Consider the following 19,878-nt stretch of genomic DNA (forward strand, 5'->3'; position numbering starts at 1 on the left):
GCCAGCACCGCTCGACGTCGGGCAGTGTGGCCGGCGCCTGCACAGCCGCATCGATCTCGCCGGCTGCCCCGCTGCTCGCGGCCCGTCGGAACCGGCGGATGCGCGCGTTGCGGCGCGGTGCAAATCACGCCGATCGACGACGCGCGCATTGCACGTCCGTTGACGTTCACAGTGGCACGTGGCTCACAACCGGTAAGTTCGCAGCGCATTGTGGACGAACAGTGCTTCGCGCTCATCGTCGCGGGCGCCCGCGACGATCTCCGCATAAGCGTGCCAGAGCGCTTGATAGCCGGCATGGAGCCGATCGACCGGGAAATTCGACGCGAACATGCAGCGCGCCGCGCCGAACACGTCGATCGCCTCCAGCACGTACGGGCGGAAACTCTCGACCGACCAACGATGGTCGAACATCGCGAGCCCGGACAGCTTCATCGTCACGTTCGCTCGCCGCGCGAGCCCGCGCAGTCCGTCGCGCCATTCGCGCCAGCCGTGCACGCTGGTCCGGTCGACGAACATGCCCGTATGGTTGACGATCACGGGCGTGTCCGGGTGCGCATCGATGACGGCGAGCGCGGCGCCGACCTGGGCCGGGTACAGCTGCAGGTCGAACGACAAACCGAACTCGCTCAGCAGCCCGAAGTTCTCGCGCCAGCGCGGCTCGGCCAGATAGTCCACGTCGACGTAGTTGTACCAAGGGTCCGGATGCCGGTTCAACACTTGCCGGATGCCGCGCACGTTGGGATGCGCCGCCGCGTCGGCGAGCCGGATGCGTGCGTCCGGCGCGAACAGGTCGACGCCGGCGACGATGCCGTCCGGCATCCCGCCGCTCGCCGGCGCCTCGGCAAGCGCCTGCAGCCAGTCGACTTCGCTCGGCGTTGTCCACGCATCGTGGATCGCCTCGACATGCACGACCTTCAGCACGTCGATATCCGCGCCGGCGTCCGCACGCAGGTCCGCGGGCAGGTAGCGGCGAGGCAAATCCGCCACCGCGCCGGAGAATGCCGGCTGAGCGCGATCGAGCCAGCCGTAACTCAGCGCATCGGCGTCCCAGAAATGGACATGGGGATCGACAACCTGCATGTGGGCTCCGTGAGTTCATGCGACACGATGATCCGCTGCAACGGTTCGGCGCACGTCGAGCGCTGCCGATCCGTTGAACGGGCCGACCTCATTCCAGATGAAACATCGGCGCCAGCGCTTTCTCCACAGGACGTCCGTCCGGTCCGGTCGCCATCAGGTCGGCCATGTACGCCCACCAGCGACGCATCACGTCCGTTTCGGCAAGTTGCGCGATCCGATGATCGGCCGGCCGTTTGAGCACGGCGAATAGGTGATGGGTGTCGTCGTCGAGAAAGATCCAGTAGTCCGAGATGCCCGCTGCACGAAGCGCGTCGGCCAGTTCCGGCCAGATCGCATCGTGCCGGCGCCGGTATTCGTCCTGCTTGCCGGGGTGCAGGCGCATCCTGAAGGCGATCGTTTCCATGCCCATGCCTCGCGGTGTCATTGCAGGTTCACGTACATGCCGCCGTCGACGAGCAGCGCGGCGCCATTCACGTAGCGCGCCATGTCGGACGCGAGAAACACGACGCAGTCGGCGACGTCGTCCGGCTCGCCGAGGCGGCCGAGCGGAATCCGGCGCTCGAAGTACTCGGTCTTGCCGGGCGCGGCGAGATCGTCGTCGTTGATCTCGGTGCGGATCGTGCCGGGCAGCACCGAATTGCAGCGAATCCGATGCGGCGCGAGCGCAACCGCGCACGACTGCATCAGCGCATGGACGCCGGCCTTGGTCGGCGTGTAGTGCGTCTGCATGCCGCCGCCGACCAGCGCGCTGATCGAACTCGTCGCGACGATCGCGCCGCCACGCCCTTGCGCGGCCATTTGACGTGCGGCGGCCTGGGTCATGTAGAACGCGCCGTGCAGGTTCACTGCCATCGTTCTTTGCAGCAGTTCGGGCGGCAAGTCCAGGAAGCCATGGAACGGGCAGATTCCGGCATTGCTCGCCAGCACGTCGATCCGGCCGAATCGCTCGACCGCGGCCGCGACGAGCGCGCTGGCCGTGTCGGGCTGCGCGACGTCGCCCGGTACGGCCAGCGCATCGCGCCCCGTCGCGCGGATCGCGTCGACGAGCGCGTCGATCTCGTGATCGGCCTGCGCAGGCAGCAGCGGGTTCGTCCAGTAGTTCACGACGATGTCGGCGCCATGCCGCGCACACGCCAGCGCGATCGCGCGGCCGATCCCGCGCGATCCGCCTGTCACGACGACGATCCTGTCTTCGAGCAACTTCGTCATTGCGCCCTCCTCTCTCGACCATCACGCGTTCGGTAGCGGCCGCCGCCGTTCGAGCCGGCCGGCCTCACGATGCGGGTGCACGCCTGCGCGCGCTCAGTGTTCGTACGGGCGCTGCATGCGCACGTCCGGATTCAGGCGCACGCCGAAGCCGGGCGTGTCGGGCACCTTCATCCGTCCGCCGACCGGCACCGGCTCGTCGAGTAGCAGCGGATCGAACATCGGCACGACACGATCCGCCTGCGGCGCCATCATCAGGAATTCGGCGAACGGGCTGTTGTGCCGCGTCGCGACGAAGTGGTAGCTGTAGACCGACGAGCCGTGCGGAATCACCAGCACGCCGCGCGCGTCGGCGAGCGCCGAAATCCGGATCAGCTCGGTGAGCCCGCCGCACCAACCCACGTCCGGCTGAATGATGTCGCAGCACTCCATCTCCAGCAGCATCCGGAAGCCCCAGCGGGTCGCCTCGTGCTCGCCGGTCGTGACGAGCATGCCGCGCGGCACGTCGCGGCGCAGCTTCGCGTAGCCCCAATAGTCGTCGGGCGGCAGGCATTCCTCGATCCATTTCAAACCGAGTGCGTGCGCTTCGTGCGCGAGCCGCGTCGCATACGGCACGTCGAGACTCATCCAGCAATCGAGCATCAGCCAGAAATCGGCGCCGACGCGCGAACGCATCTCGGCCAGCGCCTCGAGATTGCGGCGCAGGCCGGCCTCTCCCTCGGCCGGGCCGTGATGCAACGGCAGCTTGCCGCCGATGAAGCCCATCTCCTTCGCGAGATCGGGCCGCGCACCGGTCGCGTAGAACTCGAGCTCGTCGCGCACCTTGCCGCCGAGCAACTGATGCACGGGCTCCCGCCGGACCTTCGCGAGCAGATCCCACAGCGCGAGATCGACGCCGGAAATCGCATTGAGTACGACGCCCTTGCGTCCGTAGTACAGCGTCGCGTAGAACATCTGATCCCACATCTTCTCGATGTCGGTCACGCGCTGCCCTTCGATGAAGCGCGCGAGATGCCGCTCGACGATGAACGCGCCGATCTCGCCGCCGGTCGTCACCGCAAACCCGACCGTTCCATCGCTGGCCTCGACTTCGATCACGAGCGTGCCGAGCACGTTGATGCCGAACGACTGGCGGCTCTGCCGGTATTCGGGGTAGCGCGACATCGGCGTCGCAATGTGGTCGTCGATCCAGTGACCGGTATCCTGATCGTGATAGTCGGCACCGCCACCACGCACCGTCAGCGCGCGGACCGCGCGTATCGTCGGCATGCTCATTCTTCGGATTCCTTGGTTGGGTTATCGGGTGCGAAGGCCGCCCGTACGCGTCGTGCGCACCGGCTGCGGCGCAAATCGCCACGTCGTGCCGCGAGGCGGCCGCGTCAGCGTGCCCAGCGCAGCACCAATGCGTCGAGCCGTCGCGCAATCTCGATCAGGCCCGCGCGCGTCGCCGGATGCAGCGGCGCGAGCGGGCGGCGCGGCGCGTCCGATGCGATCACGCCGCCCTCCTTCATCAGCGCCTTCGCCGCCAGCAGGCCGGCCTGACGGTTCTCGTAATTGATCAACGGCAGCCATTGCTCATAGCGCGCGACCGCGTCGTCACGCTGCCCGGCCAGATACGCGGCGAGAATCGGCTGCAGCCCGTCCGGGTAGCCGCCGCCGAGGATGCTGCCGGTCGCGCCCGCATCGAGATCGGCGAGCAGCGTGATCGCTTCCTCGCCGTCGAACGGCCCTTCGATCGCATCGCCGCCGAGCGCGATCAGTTCGCGCAGCTTCGCCGCCGATTGCGGCACCTCGATCTTGAAATAGCGCAGATTCGGAATCGTGTGCGCGATGCGCGCCAGAAACGCGGCCGATACCTGCGTGCCGCTCATCGGCGCATCCTGGTACATGATCGGAATCGCGATCGCGTCGGAGAGCTCCGCATAGAACTGCTCGATCGCGGCCTCGCCGCAACGGATCGTCGCGCCGTGGTACGGCGGCATCACCATCACCATCGCCGCACCGGCCGCCTGCGCGGCGCGGCTGCGCGCCGCGCAGATCGCCGGATTGAAATGCGTGGTCGTCACGATCACCGGCACGCGCCCCGCCACGTGCTCGAGGATCGCCGCGATGAGCCGCTCGCGCTCGTCGTCGGTCAACGAAAACTGTTCCGAGTAGTTCGCGAGGATGCACAGGCCGTCCGCTCCGGCGTCGATGATGAAGTCGACGCAGCGCTTCTGGCCCGGCATGTCGATCTCGCCCGACTCGGTGAAGATCGTCGGCGCGACGGAGAACGCGCCCGTATAGCGGCGGTGAATCGGCTTGGTCAAGCTCATCTGGAATCCTCTCTTGTAATAAGTGGTCCGAATTTCATGGCGCATGGGTCGTGCGCCAATACCACGATAAATCACGCGTCACACGCGCCCGTACCGTCCTCGCAGCCCGTCCGTCACGCCGCAATAGATCGCCTTCAGCTTCAGACGCTTGTTGCGCGCATGCAGCAGCACGAACGCGACGTGCTTGAGCGTGATGAGATTGATCAGCAGCATCGCCGGATAGCGCCGCCAGTAGTCGCGGGCGACGAGGATGCAGTTGCGCGCCGCATAGTAGTGGCGCAGCGGGCTCTGGTCGAATATCTCGACACGCGGCCAGTGCTGCTGCGCGGACGGGCTGCCGAGTTCGTGGGGCAGCGACACGTCGGCGTTGACGCATACCGGCACGCCGTGCGCTTGCGCGCGCATGCAGTATTCGGCGTCGACGTGGTCGATGAAGAAATCCTCGCGAAAGCGGCCGAGCGCGCGATACGCGTCGAGCGAGATCGCGGTGCCCGACGAGATGATGACCGAGCACGACAGCAAGCCATGCGCGCCGCCGTGGATCGGCGTGATCTGCGCGGACCAGCGGCGCACCGTGAACAACGGCAGGTCGCGCTGAAAATTGCGGTTGAAGATCCGCGGCCCGACCAGGAAGCGGCTGTCGCCCACCCGCGCGCAACCGGCCAGCATTCGGTCGAAATAGTCGTCCGGAACGTACGAATCCTGATCGAAGATGAAGAAGACGTCGCAGCCGCGGCCGATCAGGAATTCGACGCCGGCGTTGAACGCCCCGGCGATGCCGCCGCGATTGTGATTCGCGATCACGTCGACGCCGCCTTCGGCAAGCCGTGCGTACAGTGCACGATCGGCGACGGGTGAATTGTCGACCGCGACGACGGCGGGGCTTTTCGCGGGCAAGGTCAGCAAATGCTCGATCTGCGCTGCGGACGGCTTGTACAGCGTGACCAACGTACCGTGTGTCATGACGGCACCTCGTGACGATCAAGTAGCGATGCGCCGCGCCGGTCGATCCGGGCGGCCCGTCCTCCTTTGCACGACTGCTTGTCTCGTCGACCGGCCCACGCTGCCCCGCTCGCGTGCTGCGCGCGAGCGTCGCAGGCGCCGCGGCCGGTCTGGTTTTATTTTGCGTACAGCTTGACGACGCTTGCCTGGACGACGCGCGTGATCTCCTCCATCCGCCAGCGGATATGCGTGTCGGTCAGCGCCGCGCAACGTGCCGCATCGCGTTCCGCGAGCGCGTCGAGAATCTCGAGATGCTCGGTAAACGCCTCGTTGCGTCGCTGATCGACATCGACCCAGCGCACGTAGTGAATCCGCGCGTTGATTCCTTGCAGCACCCGGCCGATCTCGGCGTTGCCCGACAATGCGGCCAGCTCCAGGTGAAACTCCTCGTCCTTGACGACCAGTTCCGACGACGACATCCGCGCGGCATTCTTCATCACCTGCTTCCAGAAGCGTCGCAGCGCCTTGATGTCGTTGTCCGATGCGCGCTCGCACGCGAGCATCGCCGCGGTCGTCTCGATCGAGCGACGTAATTCGAACAGATCGAACACATCCTTCCCCTCCAGTTCCCGAATGAAGAAACCGCGGTTCGGCACGAACACCAGCAGGTTTTCGGCAACGAGCCGGTTCAGTGCCTCGCGAATCGGCGTACGACTCACGTTGAAGCGCTCGGCGAGCTCCAGTTCGTTGAACCGTTCGCCCGGCCGGATCTCGTACAGCACGGCCATCTGTTTCAACTGCTCGTAAATCTCGTTGACCGTGAGGCCCGTGCGCATCGGCGCCGCGGTCTCCCGGCCAGCCATAACGGAAGTCGACATCTCGTCTCCTGGATCCACCTGTTGTCACCGCGCGTCATTATCCACCGGCAGTTCGCCCGCGCGCGTCTTGTTGCATGCACGAGCCATGCGTCAGCGCATCAGCAAGCTGCCGAAGCCCGGCACGGGATCGTCGATGCCCGCGAGCCGCAGTGCGTGCCACGCGAGCGCGTGATTGCTCGACAATACGGGTTTGCCTGCGCGCGCCTCGATGTCGGCCAGCGCATCGACGATGCGCAGGCTCGTGCACGACACGAACACGGCATCGACGGCCGGATCGGCGGCGAGCGTCAGCACCGCATGCTCGATGGACGCGCGCTCGATGCGGGCGACCTCGTTGTCGTCGCGGTGCTCGAACGAGCCGACCCGCACGATATCGACGCCGCGCGCGCGCAGGTACGCGGCCATCGCATCGTTGATCGTGCGCTCGTACGGCGTCAGCAGCGCGACGCCACGCGCGCCGAGCGCCGTCAGCGCGACGCGCGCCGCGGTAATCGGCGTGGTGCACGCGACGCCGGGCCGTGCCTCGCGGATGCGCTCGAAGACGCGCTCCTCGCCCAGCACCATCGAGGCCGACGTGCAGCCGAATGCGACGACGTCGAGCCGCTCGCCCGGCCGGATCAATTCAACCGCGGCGCAGATCCCGCCGTCCATCTGCGCGAGCGTCTCGGCCGTGATCTCGGCCGAATTCGCAATCCGGCTTTCGTAGAACGCGACGCCATCGATCGCGAGCAGACGCCGCCACTCGTATTCGATCGTATGATCGGTCGCCAGCACGACGAGGCCGATCGCCGCGCGCCGCGCGATGCCGGCGTCGAGCGAGAAATCGAAGCGGGCGTAGGCGCCGACGCCCGGATCGGACGCCTCGGAGGGTGACAGAAGTTCGCTCATTGCAGGGTCATCCCGGTAATGTCGATGTCGGGCCGCTTGCCGTGGATCAGATCCGCCACGATCTTCGCGGTGCCGCACGACATGGTCCAGCCCATATGGCCGTGGCCGGTGTTGAAAAACAGGTTGCGGTGCCGGGATGCGCCGATGATCGGCGTGCCCTCCGGCGTCATCGGCCGCAGCCCGGCCCAGTACGACGGCTTCGCGTAGTCCGCGCCGTTCGGGAACAGTGCCTGCGCGGTCGCGAGCATGTGCGCGAAATCGTGCGGCGAATGCGTGGTGTCGTAGCCGCTGAACTCGGCGGTCGCCGTCAGCCGCAGCCGGTCGCCGAAGCGCGCCCATGCGACGAGCTGGTTCTCCTCGACGCCGCCGAGCGCGGGCGGCTCGTGCGTGTCGCCGATCGGCAGCGTGACCGAGTACCCCTTGACCGGATAGATCGGCAGCCGGTAGCCGAGCGCGCGCGCGACGAACGGCGAGTACGCACCGAGTGCGAGCACGTATCGATCGCCGGTCACGCGCCCCTGCGACGTCTCGACATAGTCGATCGCATCGGCGCTCGCGCGCACCCCGTCGATCGACGCGCCGAAGCGGAATTCGACGCCGAGCGCGCGGCAGCGCTCGGCGAGCGCGCGCGTGAAGAGGTGCGCGTCGCCGCTCTCGTCGCTCGGACAATGGATCGCGCCCGCGATCCCGGCCGCCGCGTGGCGCAGCGCCGGCTCGCGTTCGACGGTGGCCCGTGCATCCAGGATGTCGAGCGGCAGACCGTTGTCGGTCAGAATCCGCATGTTCGCGACACCCCGCTCAAACGACGCCGGATCGCGATACAGGTACAACAGCCCGCCGCTCGTCCGGTCGTACTCGAGCCGTTCGTCGCGCGTCGCCTGCTGAAGCCGCTGCTGCGCGTAACGACACAGCCGCACCTTGATCGACGTATTGCGTCGCGAGCGCTCGGCCGTGCAGTTCTGCAGGAACAGCGCGCACCAGGCCCACATGCGCCAGTCGGGCGTCCATTTGAGCCGCAGCGCCTGGCCGTCGGCAAACAGCGACTTGAAGAGAATCCTGGGCGCGCGCGGCGATGCCCAGGTATACGAATGGCCCGGCGCGATCAGCCCCGCATTCGCGAAGCTCGTTTCGAGCGCGACGCCGTCGCGACGTTCGATCACCGTCACCTCGTCGCCTGCCTTCGCGAGAAAATACGCAGTGGTCACGCCGACGATGCCGCCGCCGAGCACGATCGTCTTCATCGTCCGGTTCTCCTGTCCTGGTCCTAGCTCGCGGCGATCGCCGCAATCTCGACCGTGTACTGCGGAAACGCGAGCTTCGATTCGACGCACGCGCGCGCCGGCGGCTCGCCCTTCGGCACCCACGCGTCCCACACACTGTTCATCTCGGCGAAGCTGCGATAGTCGGCCAGCCAGATGCTCGCGGACACGATCCGGCGCTTGTCGAGCCCCGCGCTTTCGAGCAGCCGGTCGATCTTGTCGAGAATCTGCCGGGTCTGCCCCGCAACGTCGAGCGACGTGTCGTCCGCCACCTGCCCGGCGACGAATGCCAGCCCGCCCGCGACCACCAACTGGCTCATCCGTTCACCTGCGCCGTATCGCTTGATCTCCACCATCTGACAGTCCTCCAAGGTCGTGTCGAGTTGGGCTGATTTAAGCACTGCAATTCACCTCTGTATACACTTTTTTCAGAAATATTCGCCATTGCGCCAGATTGGCGCGCCCGTGCACCACGACTATCCACGCTCTTTATAGGCGTGCATAAATGCATGAAAACAGGGCGATTTTTCTGCAGACAACAAGAATTCCACGATTCCTCGCAGCGACTTGAAAATTTATTTGCAAACGATTTTTGATCTGTGATTCTGTCGACACTTCTGTATATCAAACCATGCCGCCAACCGTGCGGCCGACCATGCGACGGGAGAACGAAGATGAAGGCAAGTCAGTGGAGTGTCGGTGTCTGGATCGCGCTCGGTGCACTTGCGTCGGGCGCTGCGCAGGCCGACGTCAGCGTGGGCGCGGTGCTGCCGCTGACCGGCGCGAGTGCGTCCATCGGCGAAGACCAGCGCCGCGGCATCGAACTCGCCGTCGCGCAAATCAATGCGAAAGGCGGGGTGCTGGGCCAGAAGCTCGCCGTGCGCATCGAGGATTCGGGCGGCTCGGCCAATACCGCGCTCGACGCCGCGCGCAAGCTCGCGACCGTCGAACACGTGCCCGTCGTGCTCGGCGAGTTCTCGTCGTCGGTGACGATTCCGGTCGGACAGTTCCTGGTGCGTCAGGGCGACGTGCACATCAACATCGGCTCGTCGAGTCAGCAGGTGCGCAAGATCGGCGCGGGCTCGTTCAGCGTGATCGGGCTGGACGACCTGTCCGCGCGCTTCGCCGCGCAGGACGTATACGCCCGCAAGCTGCGCCGCATCGCGCTGATCGCGCCGAACAACGGCTACGGCCAGGGCATCGCGGGCGAATTCAAGAAGCGTTTCGAGGCGCTCGGCGGCACGGTGGTGTCGACCGTGCTCTACACGGAAGGACAATCGACCTATCGCCGCGAACTGGAGCAGGCATCGCGCGCGCAGCCCGACGCGTATGTCTACAGCGCCTATGGCCAGGAGGCCGCGACGCTGAACCGGCAGGCATTCGAGATGCGGCTCAACCAGCATCCGTGGTACGGCATCTACCTGACGATGTGCACGAGCGACACGCCCGCGCAGATCGCGCAAGGCCAGATCGGCCTCGAAGTCGCCGCACTCGGCGCGGGCGCGAAAGCGTATGCGAGCGCCTATCAGGCCGCATACAACGAGGCGCCGCGCTCGGCGTTCGGCAGCTATGCGTACGACGCGACGCTGTTGTCCGCCGCGGCGATCGGCCGCGCGCAGTCCGTCGACCCGGCGAAGATTCGCACGGCGCTCGCGGCATTGGGCAAATCGTATACCGGCGTGACCGGTGCGATTGCGTTCGATGCGGACGGCCAGCGGGAAGTCCAGCCGTACGAGAAGGTGGTCTACCGCCAATCGGTCGTCGCGCAGCAGTGAACGACCGCCCGCCTGGACGAACCCGAGGACATCGCCATGCTGTCATTCATTGTCGACGTATTGATCCGCACCGCCGATCTGCTGCTGGTGTCGGTCGGCCTGTCGACGCTCTATTCGCTGATCCGTTTTCCCAACATCGCACATGTCCAGTACGCGATGCTGGGCGCATTCGCGACCCTCTGGCTGGAACGCGCCGGGCTGCCGTTCGCGCTCGCGACGGCCGTGTCCTGCGCGCTGGTCGGCACCGCCGCGACGCTGCTGAACCTGCTCGTTTTCGCGAGGCTGCTGCGCTCCGGCAGCGCGGTGGCGATGATCGGCTCGCTCGCGATCTCGATGCTCGCGGTCGCGCTGGTGCTCGGCGTCGCCGGCTCGCGGCCGCAGCAGTATGCGCAGGACGTGCATCCGCCGATGGTGATTGCCGGCGTCGCGCTGTCCACGCCGCAGCTGGGCTCGATCGCATGTGGCGCCGGCGCGCTCGCGATATTCGCGGCGCTGCTGTACCGCACCGGGCTCGGGCGGGCGATGCGTGCGCTCGCGTCGAATCGCGCGCTGGCGCTCGCGACCGGCATCGACGCGACGCGCGTGACCAACGTGATCACGTTCGCGAGCGGCGTGCTGGCGGCGCTCGGCGGCACGATGCTCGGCGCCACCGAAAGCGTGCATGTGAATCTCGGCTATGGCTTGCTGATCCCGGTGTTTTCCGCGGCGATCCTGGGCGGGCTCGGCAACCCGCTCGGCGCCGCGGCTGGCGCGCTGTTGATCGCGGTGGCCGAAACCGTCGCACTGAACGTCGATTTCGGCGGGCTCGTCGATCGGCCGATGCAATTCTTTCCGGTCGAGTACGTCGGCGCGGTGTCGTTCGCGATCCTGCTCGCCGCACTGATCTTCCGGCCCTATGGCATCTTCGATCGGGAGGTGCGGCGTGTCTAGCTTCGTCATCCATCTGCTGACCGTCGGCTGCCTGTACGCGACGATGGCGCTCGGGTTGAACCTGCAGGCCGGCTATGCGGGACTCGTCAATTTCGGCTTCGTTGCGTTCAGCGGGCTCGGCGCGTACGCGGCCGGCATCGCATCGCAGCTCGGCTGGCCGTTGCCGTCGGCCCTGGCGCTCGCGCTGGCCGCCGCGGGTGCGCTGGCGGTCGTCGTCGCGCGGCTCGGGCGGCAGCTCTCCGCCGACTACTGGGGGATCGCGACGCTCGCGATCGCCGAGATCCTGCGCACGATCGCGCTCAACGAAAGCTGGCTCACCGGCGGCGCGCAAGGCATCGGCGGAATCGCGCCACTGTTCCCCGGGCTGCGCGCGCCGTGGGCCGAGCTCGCCTTTCTCGCGGTCACGGCTGGCTGCCTCGCGCTCACCTACGCGGCGTACCGGCGCCTGACCGCGAGCCGCTTCGGCCGCGCGCTGAAGGTGATGCGCGAAGAACCTGCGCTCGCGGTCTGCTTCGGCTACGATCCGCTCGCGCTGAAGACGCGTGCATGCATCGCGGGTGCGCTTCCCGCCGCACTGGCCGGGGCGCTCGCCGCGTGGTACATCGGCTATGTCGGGCCGGACGCGATGATCGCGTCCGAGACCTTCGCGCTCTGGACCGTCGTGATGGTCGGCGGCCTCGGCAGCCACCTGGGCGTGCTGGTCGGCACGCTGATCGTGCAGGCCGTCTACGCGCTCGCGCCGTTTCTCAAGGATTGGCTCGACGTCGGCAGCGACCTGACCGGCGCGGTGCGGCTGGGCCTGGTCGGCGTGATGCTGCTCGCGTGCGTGCTGTGGCGGCCGCACGGGCTCGTGCCCGAACGCCTGGAGGTGCGGCCATGAGCGCGCTGCTCGATCTCGACGGCGTAACGATCCGCTACGGCGAGAACGTCGTCTTGTCCGGGGTCACGCTGTCGGTCGACGGCGGCGAGATCGTCGGACTGCTCGGCCCGAACGGCTCCGGCAAGAGCACCGCGCTCAACGCGATCACCGGCTTCGCGCCGCTCGCGGCGGGCGCCATCCGCTTCGACGGTCGGCGGATCGACACGCTGTCGCCGCACAAGATCGCGCGGCTGGGCGTACGCCGCACGTTCCAGTTGCCGTCGATGCCGGCGCGCATGTCGGTGCTCGAACTCGCGATGGCGGCTTCGTCCGCCCGCCACGGAATCGCCGCCGCCCTCTGGCGCGGCCGTGCGACGCGCGCGCTCGATGCCGATACCCGTGCACGCGCCGCCGCGTTGCTGGACGAACTGAAACTGTCCGGCGTCGCGCACCTTGGCGCCGCGTCGATTTCCGGCGGCCAGAAGAAGCTGCTGGGCATCGCGTGCGCGATGATGACCGAGCCCAAACTGCTGCTGCTCGACGAGCCGACCGCCGGCGTGCACCCGAACCTGCGCGGCGAATTGATCGACGAGTTGCAACGGATTCGCAAACAGGGCGTCACGCTGGTCGTCATCGAGCACGACATGCATTTCATCCGCGAGCTGTGCGACCGCTGCGTCGTACTCGACCGTGGCGTGACGATCGCGAACTGCCGGCCGGCCGAGCTGGAGCGCAACCGTCGCGTACTCGACGCGTATCTCGGGCGTGCCCACGCCGCCCCTCGTCCGCTGGAGGCGTCATGATCGACGTGCGCGAACTCGTCGCCGGCTATACGCCTGAAGTCGACATCCTGCATGGCGTGTCGCTCACGGTCGGCGCCATCGACATCGTGACGATCCTCGGCCCGAACGGCTGCGGAAAATCGACGCTGCTGAAGGCGATCGCGGGCTTCGTGCTGCCGCGTGCGGGCAGTGTGACGATCCAGGGCACGGACGTGGCACGCGTGCCGGTTCATCGAAAGATCCGCGAGTACGGGATCGGCTTCGTGCCGCAGACCGACAACGTGTTCGCGTCGCTGACCGTGCGGGAAAACCTGATGCTCGGCGGCCAGTCGATGTCCGCGTTTCCGCGCGAGGCGCGGATCGACGAACTGTGCGAGCAGTACCCGGTCCTGCGGCGTCGCTACCGGTCGCTCGCGGGCGCCTTGTCCGGCGGCGAGCGGCAAATCGTGTCGCTCGCGCGTGCACTGATGCCGCGCCCGGTGTTGCTGCTGCTCGACGAGCCGTCGGCCGGCCTGTCGCCGAAGATGGTCGACGAGGTGTTCGACGCGATCGTCCGGATGCGCGACACCGAGCACATCGGCGTGCTGATGGTCGAGCAGAATGCGATCGAGGCGCTGCGCATCGCGGATCGCGGCATCGTGCTGACGATGGGGCGCGTCGCGCTCGAAGGCCCCGCGGCCGCGTTGCTCGACAGCGACGAGATGCGACGCCTGTACCTCGGCGGGAGAGCCGCATGAGCGGCGGGAGCGTCACGCCGGCCGCCGGCGCATACCCATCCGCCGCGGCGCGCCCCGTGCTCGTGATGGTCGCGCTCGCGTGCGGCTTCGTGATGGCCATGCTCGACGTAACCATCGTCAACGTCGCGCTGAAGGCGATGGAAACCAGCCTGTCGATGTCGCTGACCGCGCTGGTGTGGGTCGTCGATGCGTACACGCTCAGCTTCGCCGCGCTGCTGCTGCTCGGCGGCGCGCTCGCGAACCGCTACGGGTCGAAGGCAGTCTACGTCGCCGGCCTCGCGCTGTTCGTCGGCGCATCGGTGCTGTGCGCGGCCGCGCAGTCCAGCGGCGCACTGGTCGCGGCGCGCCTTGCACAGGGTGTCGGCGCGGCGCTCTTCATGCCGAGCTCGCTGAGCCTGCTCACGCTCGCGTTCCCGCCAGGGCCGATGCGCACGCGGATGATCGGCATCTGGGGCGCGCTGGTGTCGGCCGCGATGGCGCTCGGCCCCTGCGTCGGCGGCGTACTGGTCGACGCGATCGGCTGGCGCGGCATCTTCTGGGTGAACCTGCCGGTCGGTGCGGCCGGCCTGTGGCTCACGTACCGGCATATCGCGCGGGCGCCGCGTCATCCCGGCCCGTTGAACGCGCTCGGCCATCTGTTCGGGGCGCTCGCGCTCGCCGCGTTGAGCTTCACGTTGATCGAAGGGCCCAGCGCCGGCTGGCGCTCGCCGTCGATCGTCGCCGGCGTGGCCGCGACGTTGGCCGCCACCGCGGCATTCGCGTTGCGCGAGCGCTACGCGCACTCGCGCATCCTGTCGCCGGCGCTGCTCGCGAACCGGCGTTTCGTCGCGGGCAGCATGCTGGGCCTCGCGATCAACTTCGGCATTCTCGCCGAGATCTTTCTGTTGAGCCTCTATTTGCAGAACGTGCGCGGCGCGAGCGCGCTCGTTGCCGGATTCGAGCTGTTTCCGCTGATGGCGATGTTCGGCATCGGCAATCTCGCGTCCGCGAAGGTCAGCGCCCGGCTCGGCACGCGCCGCACGCTGCTCGTCGGGCTCGCGCTCGCCGCGCTCGGCAGCGTGGCGCTCGTCGGCGTCTCGGCGATGCCGTATCCGGTGCTGGCCGTCGCGGTCGGCCTCGCGAACTTCGGCGCCGGGCAGGCCATTCCGGCGATGAATCTCGTCGTGATGCAGTCGGCCGATGCGGCGGACGCGAACCTTGCCGCCGCGTCGCTGAACGCGAGCCGGCAGATCGGTTCGCTCGTCGGCATCGCGATCGCGTCGGTGATCCTGCACGTGATCGACGACCCGGACCGCGCGACGGCCGCCGGCTTCGCGGTGATCGCCGCGTTGTACGCGTTCGGCTTCGCGATCGTATTTCGCGCGATTCACGCCGGGGGGGCCGAGCAGCCGTAGCCGGGCGCGCACGGTATCGACGGCCATCGGGCGCAGTCGGTGCAATCGAAGCATTCGGTGTATTCCGCGTATCACGCACGCATTTTTCCTCTTGCAGCGAGGGACCTCATGCAAACAGCGATTGGCCGTAAAGGACTGATTCTGGCGGGCGGCTCGGGCACCCGGCTCCATCCGCTCACGCATTCGGTATCGAAGCAATTGATGCCGGTGTACGACAAGCCGATGATCTATTACCCGCTCAGCACGATCATGCTGTCCGGCATCCGCGACGTGCTGATCATCTCGACGCCGCGCGATCTCGACGCGTTCCAGCAACTGCTCGGCGACGGCAGCCAGTGGGGCATGAGCTTTTCGTATGCGGCGCAGCCGAGCCCCGACGGTCTTGCGCAGGCGTTCGTGATCGGTGCGCCGTTCATCGGTCGCGACGCGGCGACGCTCGTGCTCGGCGACAACATCTATCACGGGCCAGCGCTGTCGTCGCTGCTGCAACAGGCCGCCGCGCGGACGACCGGCGCGACCGTGTTCGGCTATTACGTGCGCGATCCGGAGCGCTACGGCGTCGTGTCGTTCGACGCGGATGGCCGCGCGATCGACCTCGAGGAGAAGCCGCGCGAGCCGAAGTCGAACTATGCGGTCACCGGCCTCTATTTCTACGACAACGACGTCGTCGAACTCGCGAAGGCCGTGCGACCGTCGGCGCGCGGCGAACTGGAAATCACCGACCTGAATCTCGCGTATCTCGCACGCGGCGCGCTGAATGTCGAGATCCTCGGGCGCGGCTACGCATGGCTCGACACCGGCACGCACGAATCGCTGCTCGACGCGGCCAATTTCATCCAGGTGATGCAGGCACGGCAGGGCCTGCAGATCGCGTGCCCCGAGGAAATCGCGTACCGGCTCGGCTGGATCGATGCGGAGCGGCTCGAAACGCTCGCCCACAAGCTCGCGAAAAGCGGTTACGGCCGCTATCTGCTCGATCTGCTGAGCAAGGAGGTCGCGGCATGACACGCGTGATCGAAACGCCGTTGCCCGGCGTGCTGGTGATCGAGCCCGGCGTGTTCGGCGATGCACGCGGCTTCTTCGTCGAAAGCTTCCGCGCAAGCTGGCTGCGCGACGCAGGCGTCGACGCCACCTTCGTCCAGGACAACCAGTCGCGCTCGCGTCGCGGCGTGCTGCGCGGGCTGCACTACCAGCGGGTGAATCCGCAAGGCAAGCTGGTGCACGCGGCGCGCGGGGCGGTGTACGACGTCGCCGTCGACATCCGGCGCGGCTCGCCGTTTTTCGGCTGCTGGTTCGGTGCGCGGCTCGACGACGTATCGCACCGGATGCTATGGATTCCGCCCGGCTTCGCACACGGCTTTTGCGTGTTGTCCGACGAGGCCGACTTCGCGTACAAGTGCACGCAGTACTACGATCCCGATTCGGATGCGGGCGTGCGCTGGGACGATCCGGAGATCGGCATCGACTGGCCGGATGCCGGCGCGCCGTATCAGCTGTCGGACAAGGATCGTCGGCAGCCTCCGCTCGCCGAGCTGGCCGCCGGCGCGCCGGCGCTGCTGCCGGCATACGGGGAGGCGCGATGACGATCGTCGTGACCGGCGCGCTCGGCCAGGTCGGCCGCGAACTGGTGCTGCGCGCGGGTCGGCAGCCGCTCGTCGGGCTGTCGCGCGCCGCGCTCGACATCGCCGATGCAGGCGCGGTGCGCCGCGCACTCGACGAACACCGGGCCTCGCTCGTGATCAATGCCGCCGGATGGACCGCCGTCGACCGCGCGGAGGCCGAGCCCGATGCAGCCTGGCGCGCGAACCGCGACGGGCCGGCCGTGCTGGCCGACGCGTGCGCCGCGCTCGGCATTCCGTTGATTCATCTGTCGACCGACTACGTGTTCGACGGCCGCATGCCCGGGCCGTATGCGGAAACCGCCGCCGTCGCGCCGCTCGGCGCGTACGGCCGGAGCAAGCTCGCGGGCGAGGAAGCGGTGCGCGAGCGGCTGCCCGACCGTCATCTGATTCTGCGAGTCGCATGGGTGTTCGGCGCGCACGGCAGCAATTTCGTGCGCACCATGCTGCGCCTGGCGCGCGAGCGCGAGGTCGTCGGCGTCGTCGCCGATCAGTACGGCGGCCCGACGCATGCCGGTGCGATCGCCGACGCGCTGCTGACGATCGCGGCGCGATACCGGGCCGGCGAAGGGCTGCGCTGGGGTACCTATCACCTGTGCGGCACGCCCGTGACCACGTGGCACGGCTTCGCCGAAGCGATCTTCGCCGGTGCGCGGCGCACCGGCCTCATCGATCGCGTGCCGTGGGTCCGGCCGATCCTGACCGACGCCTATCCGTTGCCTGCGCCGAGACCGGCGAATTCCGCGCTCGACTGCAGCCTCCTGCGAGAACACTTCGGGGTCGAATCGCCTTCGTGGATCGCGGGTCTCACCGAAGTGTTTGCCACCTGGAAGCGAACCACATGAGCTATCGACCGAAACATGTTCTCGTGACGGGCGGCGCCGGTTTCATCGGCGCCAATTTCGTTCGTCATCTGCTCGAAAGCGATCCGCAGCTCAGCGTGACCACGCTGGATTTGCTGACCTATGCGGGCAGCCTCGACAATCTCGGCGACGACTTGCCGGGCGCCGATCGTCATCGGTTCGTCCTCGGCGACATCTGCGACCGACCGCTCGTCGAGTCGCTGCTGCGCGACCATGCGATCGACACCGTCGTCCACTTCGCGGCCGAAAGCCACGTCGACCGCTCGATCGACGGTCCCGGCGAATTCGTCCGCACGAACGTGCTCGGCACCTGGACGCTGCTCGATGCGTGCCGCCAGCTGTGGCTGAACGATCAAAAGCTGGGCAAGGCCGACGCTCACGCGCGCCGCCGCTTTCACCATATCGGTACCGACGAGGTGTACGGCTCGCTGGGCCCCGACGACCCGCCGTTTTCCGAAACGACGCCGTATGCGCCGAATTCTCCGTACTCGGCCACCAAGGCAAGCTCGGATCATCTCGTGCGTGCCTATTTCCATACGTACGGATTGCCCGTCACCACGACGAACTGCTCGAACAATTACGGGCCGCGCCAGCACGGCGAGAAGTTCATTCCGACCGTGATCCGTCATTGCATCGAAGGCACCGACATCCCCGTGTACGGCGACGGCGCGAACGTGCGCGACTGGCTGTACGTCGACGACCATTGCCGCGCGATCGATGCGGTCATCCGGCGCGGGACGGTCGGCGAGACCTACACCGTCGGCGGCTGCAACGAATGGCGCAACGTCGACATCGTCGCGCTGATCTGTACGCTGCTCGACGCGCGGCGGCCCGAACACGCGCCGCATGCGCGCCTCGTGCGGTTCGTCACCGATCGCGCGGGTCACGACCGGCGCTATGCGATCGACGCAGGGAAACTCGCCCGCGAACTGCAATGGCGGCCGGTGGAGAGCTTCGAAACGGGGATCGTGAAGACGCTGGATTGGTATGTGTAGAGGCGGCGGCGCACGGCACGTCGATGTCGCGCCGTGCTTCTGAGCGAGGCCGATAGGCAAGCCCGGTTGCTGCGGTGCCCGCGAATCTTTCGATTTGAAAGCTTTGTATGCGGCCCGCCGGCTACGACTCTGCGCCGCCCGTTCGACGACTGAATGCAATCGGCGCGAAGGTCGACCGGGCTGGGCCGGAATGACGCCCTCCCCCCTTGAAATTCACTCGACGTATCCTATTTTAGGTATCGCTCAAGGCAGTCGCGGTTGACGCGCTGCGTGTTTCGATTTGTTAGTCAGCGAGCTTCTCGCGGATGGACGAACTGGAGCGCGTGGTCCGGTTCGTCCCTTCGCAGGGCGGCACAACAGGAGCCAGTCATGAGCGATATCTTCTTCCCCACCGACCTGCTGGCGGAATTCGACCGCCTGCAACGGCAGATGGCCAGCGTGTTCACGGGTTTTCCGGCCAGCCTGCGCGCTCCGCGTCCCGGTGCATTTCCTCCGGTCAATATCGGCAGTACCGACGACACGGTCGAGATCGTTGCCTTCGCGCCGGGGCTCGACCCCGCGAAAATCGACATCTCCGTCGATCGCCGGCTGCTGACGATCAGCGGCGAGCGCACTCCCCCGGACGACGGAACGACCGACGACGAGCGACGCGTCTACGCGAACGAGCGGTTCATGGGCGCGTTCCGCCGCGTGGTCGAACTGCCGCAGCACGCCGACCCCGACAAGATCGAGGCACGCTATACGAACGGCTGCCTGACGATCAGCGTCGGCAAGTCGGAAGCATCGAAGCCGCGGGCGATTACCGTCCAGTAAACAGCACGACGTCACAAGCGCATGACGGAGGACATCATGAGTGACACGAACACGACCGAACTGACCACCCGTGCGGCCGATACGCGAACGGCCGTGACGAACCGTGAATCGGCTCAGCGCGACACGCCGCGCACGCGGATTGCGCCAGCCGTCGACATCGTGGAGGATGCGCACGGCATCACGTTGTACGCGGACCTGCCGGGCGTGCCGCGCGACAAGCTCGACGTCCGCGTGCACGACGGCAGCCTCGCCATCGAAGCGGAGGCCGTCGTGCCGACGCCGGCGGGCTTGCGTCTGCAGCACGGCGAAGTGCAGCATCCGCACTTCTCGCGCGCATTTACGCTGAGCGCGGATTTCGACGTGTCGCGCATCGACGCGCAACTGCGCGACGGCGTGCTGAAACTGAGCATCCCGCGGCGCGAGGAAGCGAAGCCGCGGCGGATCGCGGTGACGGCGGGGTAAGTGGACGCGCGGGAGTCTGTCATCGACCCGACGCGGTGCGCGCGCTTGTGACGCGTCAACCGCCGGGCGTGGGCCTCCCGC

Annotated in this window: 22 protein-coding genes; 12 read left to right on the forward strand and 10 right to left on the reverse strand. The window is 67.4% G+C overall.

Annotated elements, in window-relative coordinates; translation table 11 throughout:
• Positions 1-183: 183 nt before the first annotated feature.
• The 10 genes from WT24_RS17120 to WT24_RS17165 all read right to left on the reverse strand — a co-directional run bounded on the left by WT24_RS17120 (position 184) and on the right by WT24_RS17165 (position 8,924).
• Positions 184-1,080: an amidohydrolase gene (locus WT24_RS17120; RefSeq protein ID WP_060035102.1), complete on the reverse strand. Its 897-nt coding sequence runs from the start codon at positions 1,078-1,080 to the stop codon at positions 184-186.
• Between the two features lie 88 nt (positions 1,081-1,168).
• Entirely contained in the window at positions 1,169-1,483 is a 315-nt protein-coding gene (gene rhaM / locus WT24_RS17125) for an L-rhamnose mutarotase (protein WP_034209484.1), read from the reverse strand.
• A 17-nt stretch (positions 1,484-1,500) separates the two neighbouring features.
• Entirely contained in the window at positions 1,501-2,289 is a 789-nt protein-coding gene (locus tag WT24_RS17130) for an SDR family NAD(P)-dependent oxidoreductase (protein ID WP_059506121.1), read from the reverse strand.
• A 93-nt stretch (positions 2,290-2,382) separates the two neighbouring features.
• On the reverse strand, positions 2,383-3,561 hold the full coding sequence (rhmD, locus tag WT24_RS17135; RefSeq protein ID WP_059506123.1) for an L-rhamnonate dehydratase: 1,179 nt from the start codon (positions 3,559-3,561) through the stop codon (positions 2,383-2,385).
• A gap of 104 nt (positions 3,562-3,665) precedes the next feature.
• Positions 3,666-4,601, reverse strand: a complete 936-nt coding sequence (locus WT24_RS17140; RefSeq protein ID WP_060035104.1) for a dihydrodipicolinate synthase family protein — start codon at positions 4,599-4,601, stop codon at positions 3,666-3,668.
• A gap of 78 nt (positions 4,602-4,679) precedes the next feature.
• Complete coding sequence (locus WT24_RS17145; protein WP_034209155.1) at positions 4,680-5,564, reverse strand: glycosyltransferase family 2 protein; 885 nt, start codon at positions 5,562-5,564, stop codon at positions 4,680-4,682.
• Positions 5,565-5,719: 155 nt separating this feature from the next.
• Positions 5,720-6,421 carry a GntR family transcriptional regulator gene (locus WT24_RS17150; RefSeq protein ID WP_059506129.1) on the reverse strand — a complete coding sequence of 234 codons (702 nt, stop codon included), beginning with the start codon at positions 6,419-6,421 and terminating at the stop codon, positions 5,720-5,722.
• Between the two features lie 90 nt (positions 6,422-6,511).
• Positions 6,512-7,309, reverse strand: a complete 798-nt coding sequence (locus WT24_RS17155; RefSeq protein ID WP_059506131.1) for an aspartate/glutamate racemase family protein — start codon at positions 7,307-7,309, stop codon at positions 6,512-6,514.
• Positions 7,306-8,682, reverse strand: a complete 1,377-nt coding sequence (locus WT24_RS17160; protein WP_156441825.1) for a D-amino acid dehydrogenase — start codon at positions 8,680-8,682, stop codon at positions 7,306-7,308. The genes WT24_RS17155 and WT24_RS17160 overlap by 4 nt, the downstream gene beginning before the upstream one ends.
• Positions 8,574-8,924: a RidA family protein gene (locus tag WT24_RS17165; RefSeq protein WP_059794321.1), complete on the reverse strand. Its 351-nt coding sequence runs from the start codon at positions 8,922-8,924 to the stop codon at positions 8,574-8,576. Before WT24_RS17165 ends, WT24_RS17160 begins: the two co-directional genes overlap by 109 nt.
• Positions 8,925-9,242: 318 nt before the next feature.
• Here WT24_RS17165 and WT24_RS17170 point away from each other — a divergent pair, with 318 nt between their 5' ends.
• From WT24_RS17170 to WT24_RS17225, 12 genes are all read left to right on the forward strand, one after another.
• Complete coding sequence (locus tag WT24_RS17170; protein ID WP_059794324.1) at positions 9,243-10,343, forward strand: ABC transporter substrate-binding protein; 1,101 nt, start codon at positions 9,243-9,245, stop codon at positions 10,341-10,343.
• Positions 10,344-10,379: 36 nt separating this feature from the next.
• Positions 10,380-11,273, forward strand: a complete 894-nt coding sequence (locus WT24_RS17175) for a branched-chain amino acid ABC transporter permease (RefSeq protein WP_059506137.1) — start codon at positions 10,380-10,382, stop codon at positions 11,271-11,273.
• Positions 11,266-12,153 (forward strand): branched-chain amino acid ABC transporter permease, encoded by an 888-nt coding sequence (locus WT24_RS17180; RefSeq protein WP_082742209.1) that lies wholly within the window; start codon positions 11,266-11,268, stop codon positions 12,151-12,153. The genes WT24_RS17175 and WT24_RS17180 overlap by 8 nt, the downstream gene beginning before the upstream one ends.
• Complete coding sequence (locus WT24_RS17185; protein ID WP_060035108.1) at positions 12,150-12,935, forward strand: ABC transporter ATP-binding protein; 786 nt, start codon at positions 12,150-12,152, stop codon at positions 12,933-12,935. The genes WT24_RS17180 and WT24_RS17185 overlap by 4 nt, the downstream gene beginning before the upstream one ends.
• The gene (locus WT24_RS17190; RefSeq protein ID WP_059794332.1) at positions 12,932-13,651 is read left to right on the forward strand and encodes an ABC transporter ATP-binding protein; all 720 of its coding nucleotides are present in this window, start codon (positions 12,932-12,934) and stop codon (positions 13,649-13,651) included. Before WT24_RS17185 ends, WT24_RS17190 begins: the two co-directional genes overlap by 4 nt.
• A complete protein-coding gene (locus WT24_RS17195) occupies positions 13,648-15,045 on the forward strand; it encodes an MFS transporter (protein ID WP_060035110.1) in 1,398 nt (465 codons plus the stop codon). Before WT24_RS17190 ends, WT24_RS17195 begins: the two co-directional genes overlap by 4 nt.
• A gap of 108 nt (positions 15,046-15,153) precedes the next feature.
• Entirely contained in the window at positions 15,154-16,050 is an 897-nt protein-coding gene (gene rfbA, locus WT24_RS17200) for a glucose-1-phosphate thymidylyltransferase RfbA (RefSeq protein WP_059506144.1), read from the forward strand.
• On the forward strand, positions 16,047-16,628 hold the full coding sequence (rfbC, locus tag WT24_RS17205) for a dTDP-4-dehydrorhamnose 3,5-epimerase (protein WP_060035112.1): 582 nt from the start codon (positions 16,047-16,049) through the stop codon (positions 16,626-16,628). The genes rfbA and rfbC overlap by 4 nt, the downstream gene beginning before the upstream one ends.
• Positions 16,625-17,509: a dTDP-4-dehydrorhamnose reductase gene (rfbD, locus tag WT24_RS17210; protein WP_060035115.1), complete on the forward strand. Its 885-nt coding sequence runs from the start codon at positions 16,625-16,627 to the stop codon at positions 17,507-17,509. Before rfbC ends, rfbD begins: the two co-directional genes overlap by 4 nt.
• Positions 17,506-18,522, forward strand: coding sequence for a dTDP-glucose 4,6-dehydratase (rfbB, locus tag WT24_RS17215; protein WP_059794342.1), 1,017 nt, complete (start codon positions 17,506-17,508; stop codon positions 18,520-18,522). The genes rfbD and rfbB overlap by 4 nt, the downstream gene beginning before the upstream one ends.
• 369 nt (positions 18,523-18,891) lie before the next feature.
• Positions 18,892-19,335, forward strand: coding sequence for an Hsp20/alpha crystallin family protein (locus tag WT24_RS17220; RefSeq protein WP_060035116.1), 444 nt, complete (start codon positions 18,892-18,894; stop codon positions 19,333-19,335).
• A 36-nt stretch (positions 19,336-19,371) separates the two neighbouring features.
• A complete protein-coding gene (locus WT24_RS17225) occupies positions 19,372-19,797 on the forward strand; it encodes an Hsp20/alpha crystallin family protein (RefSeq protein ID WP_059506302.1) in 426 nt (141 codons plus the stop codon).
• Positions 19,798-19,878: the final 81 nt, after the last annotated feature.

The organism is Burkholderia sp. MSMB1078WGS, assembly GCF_001528895.1.
Classification (GTDB): Bacteria; Pseudomonadota; Gammaproteobacteria; order Burkholderiales; family Burkholderiaceae; genus Burkholderia.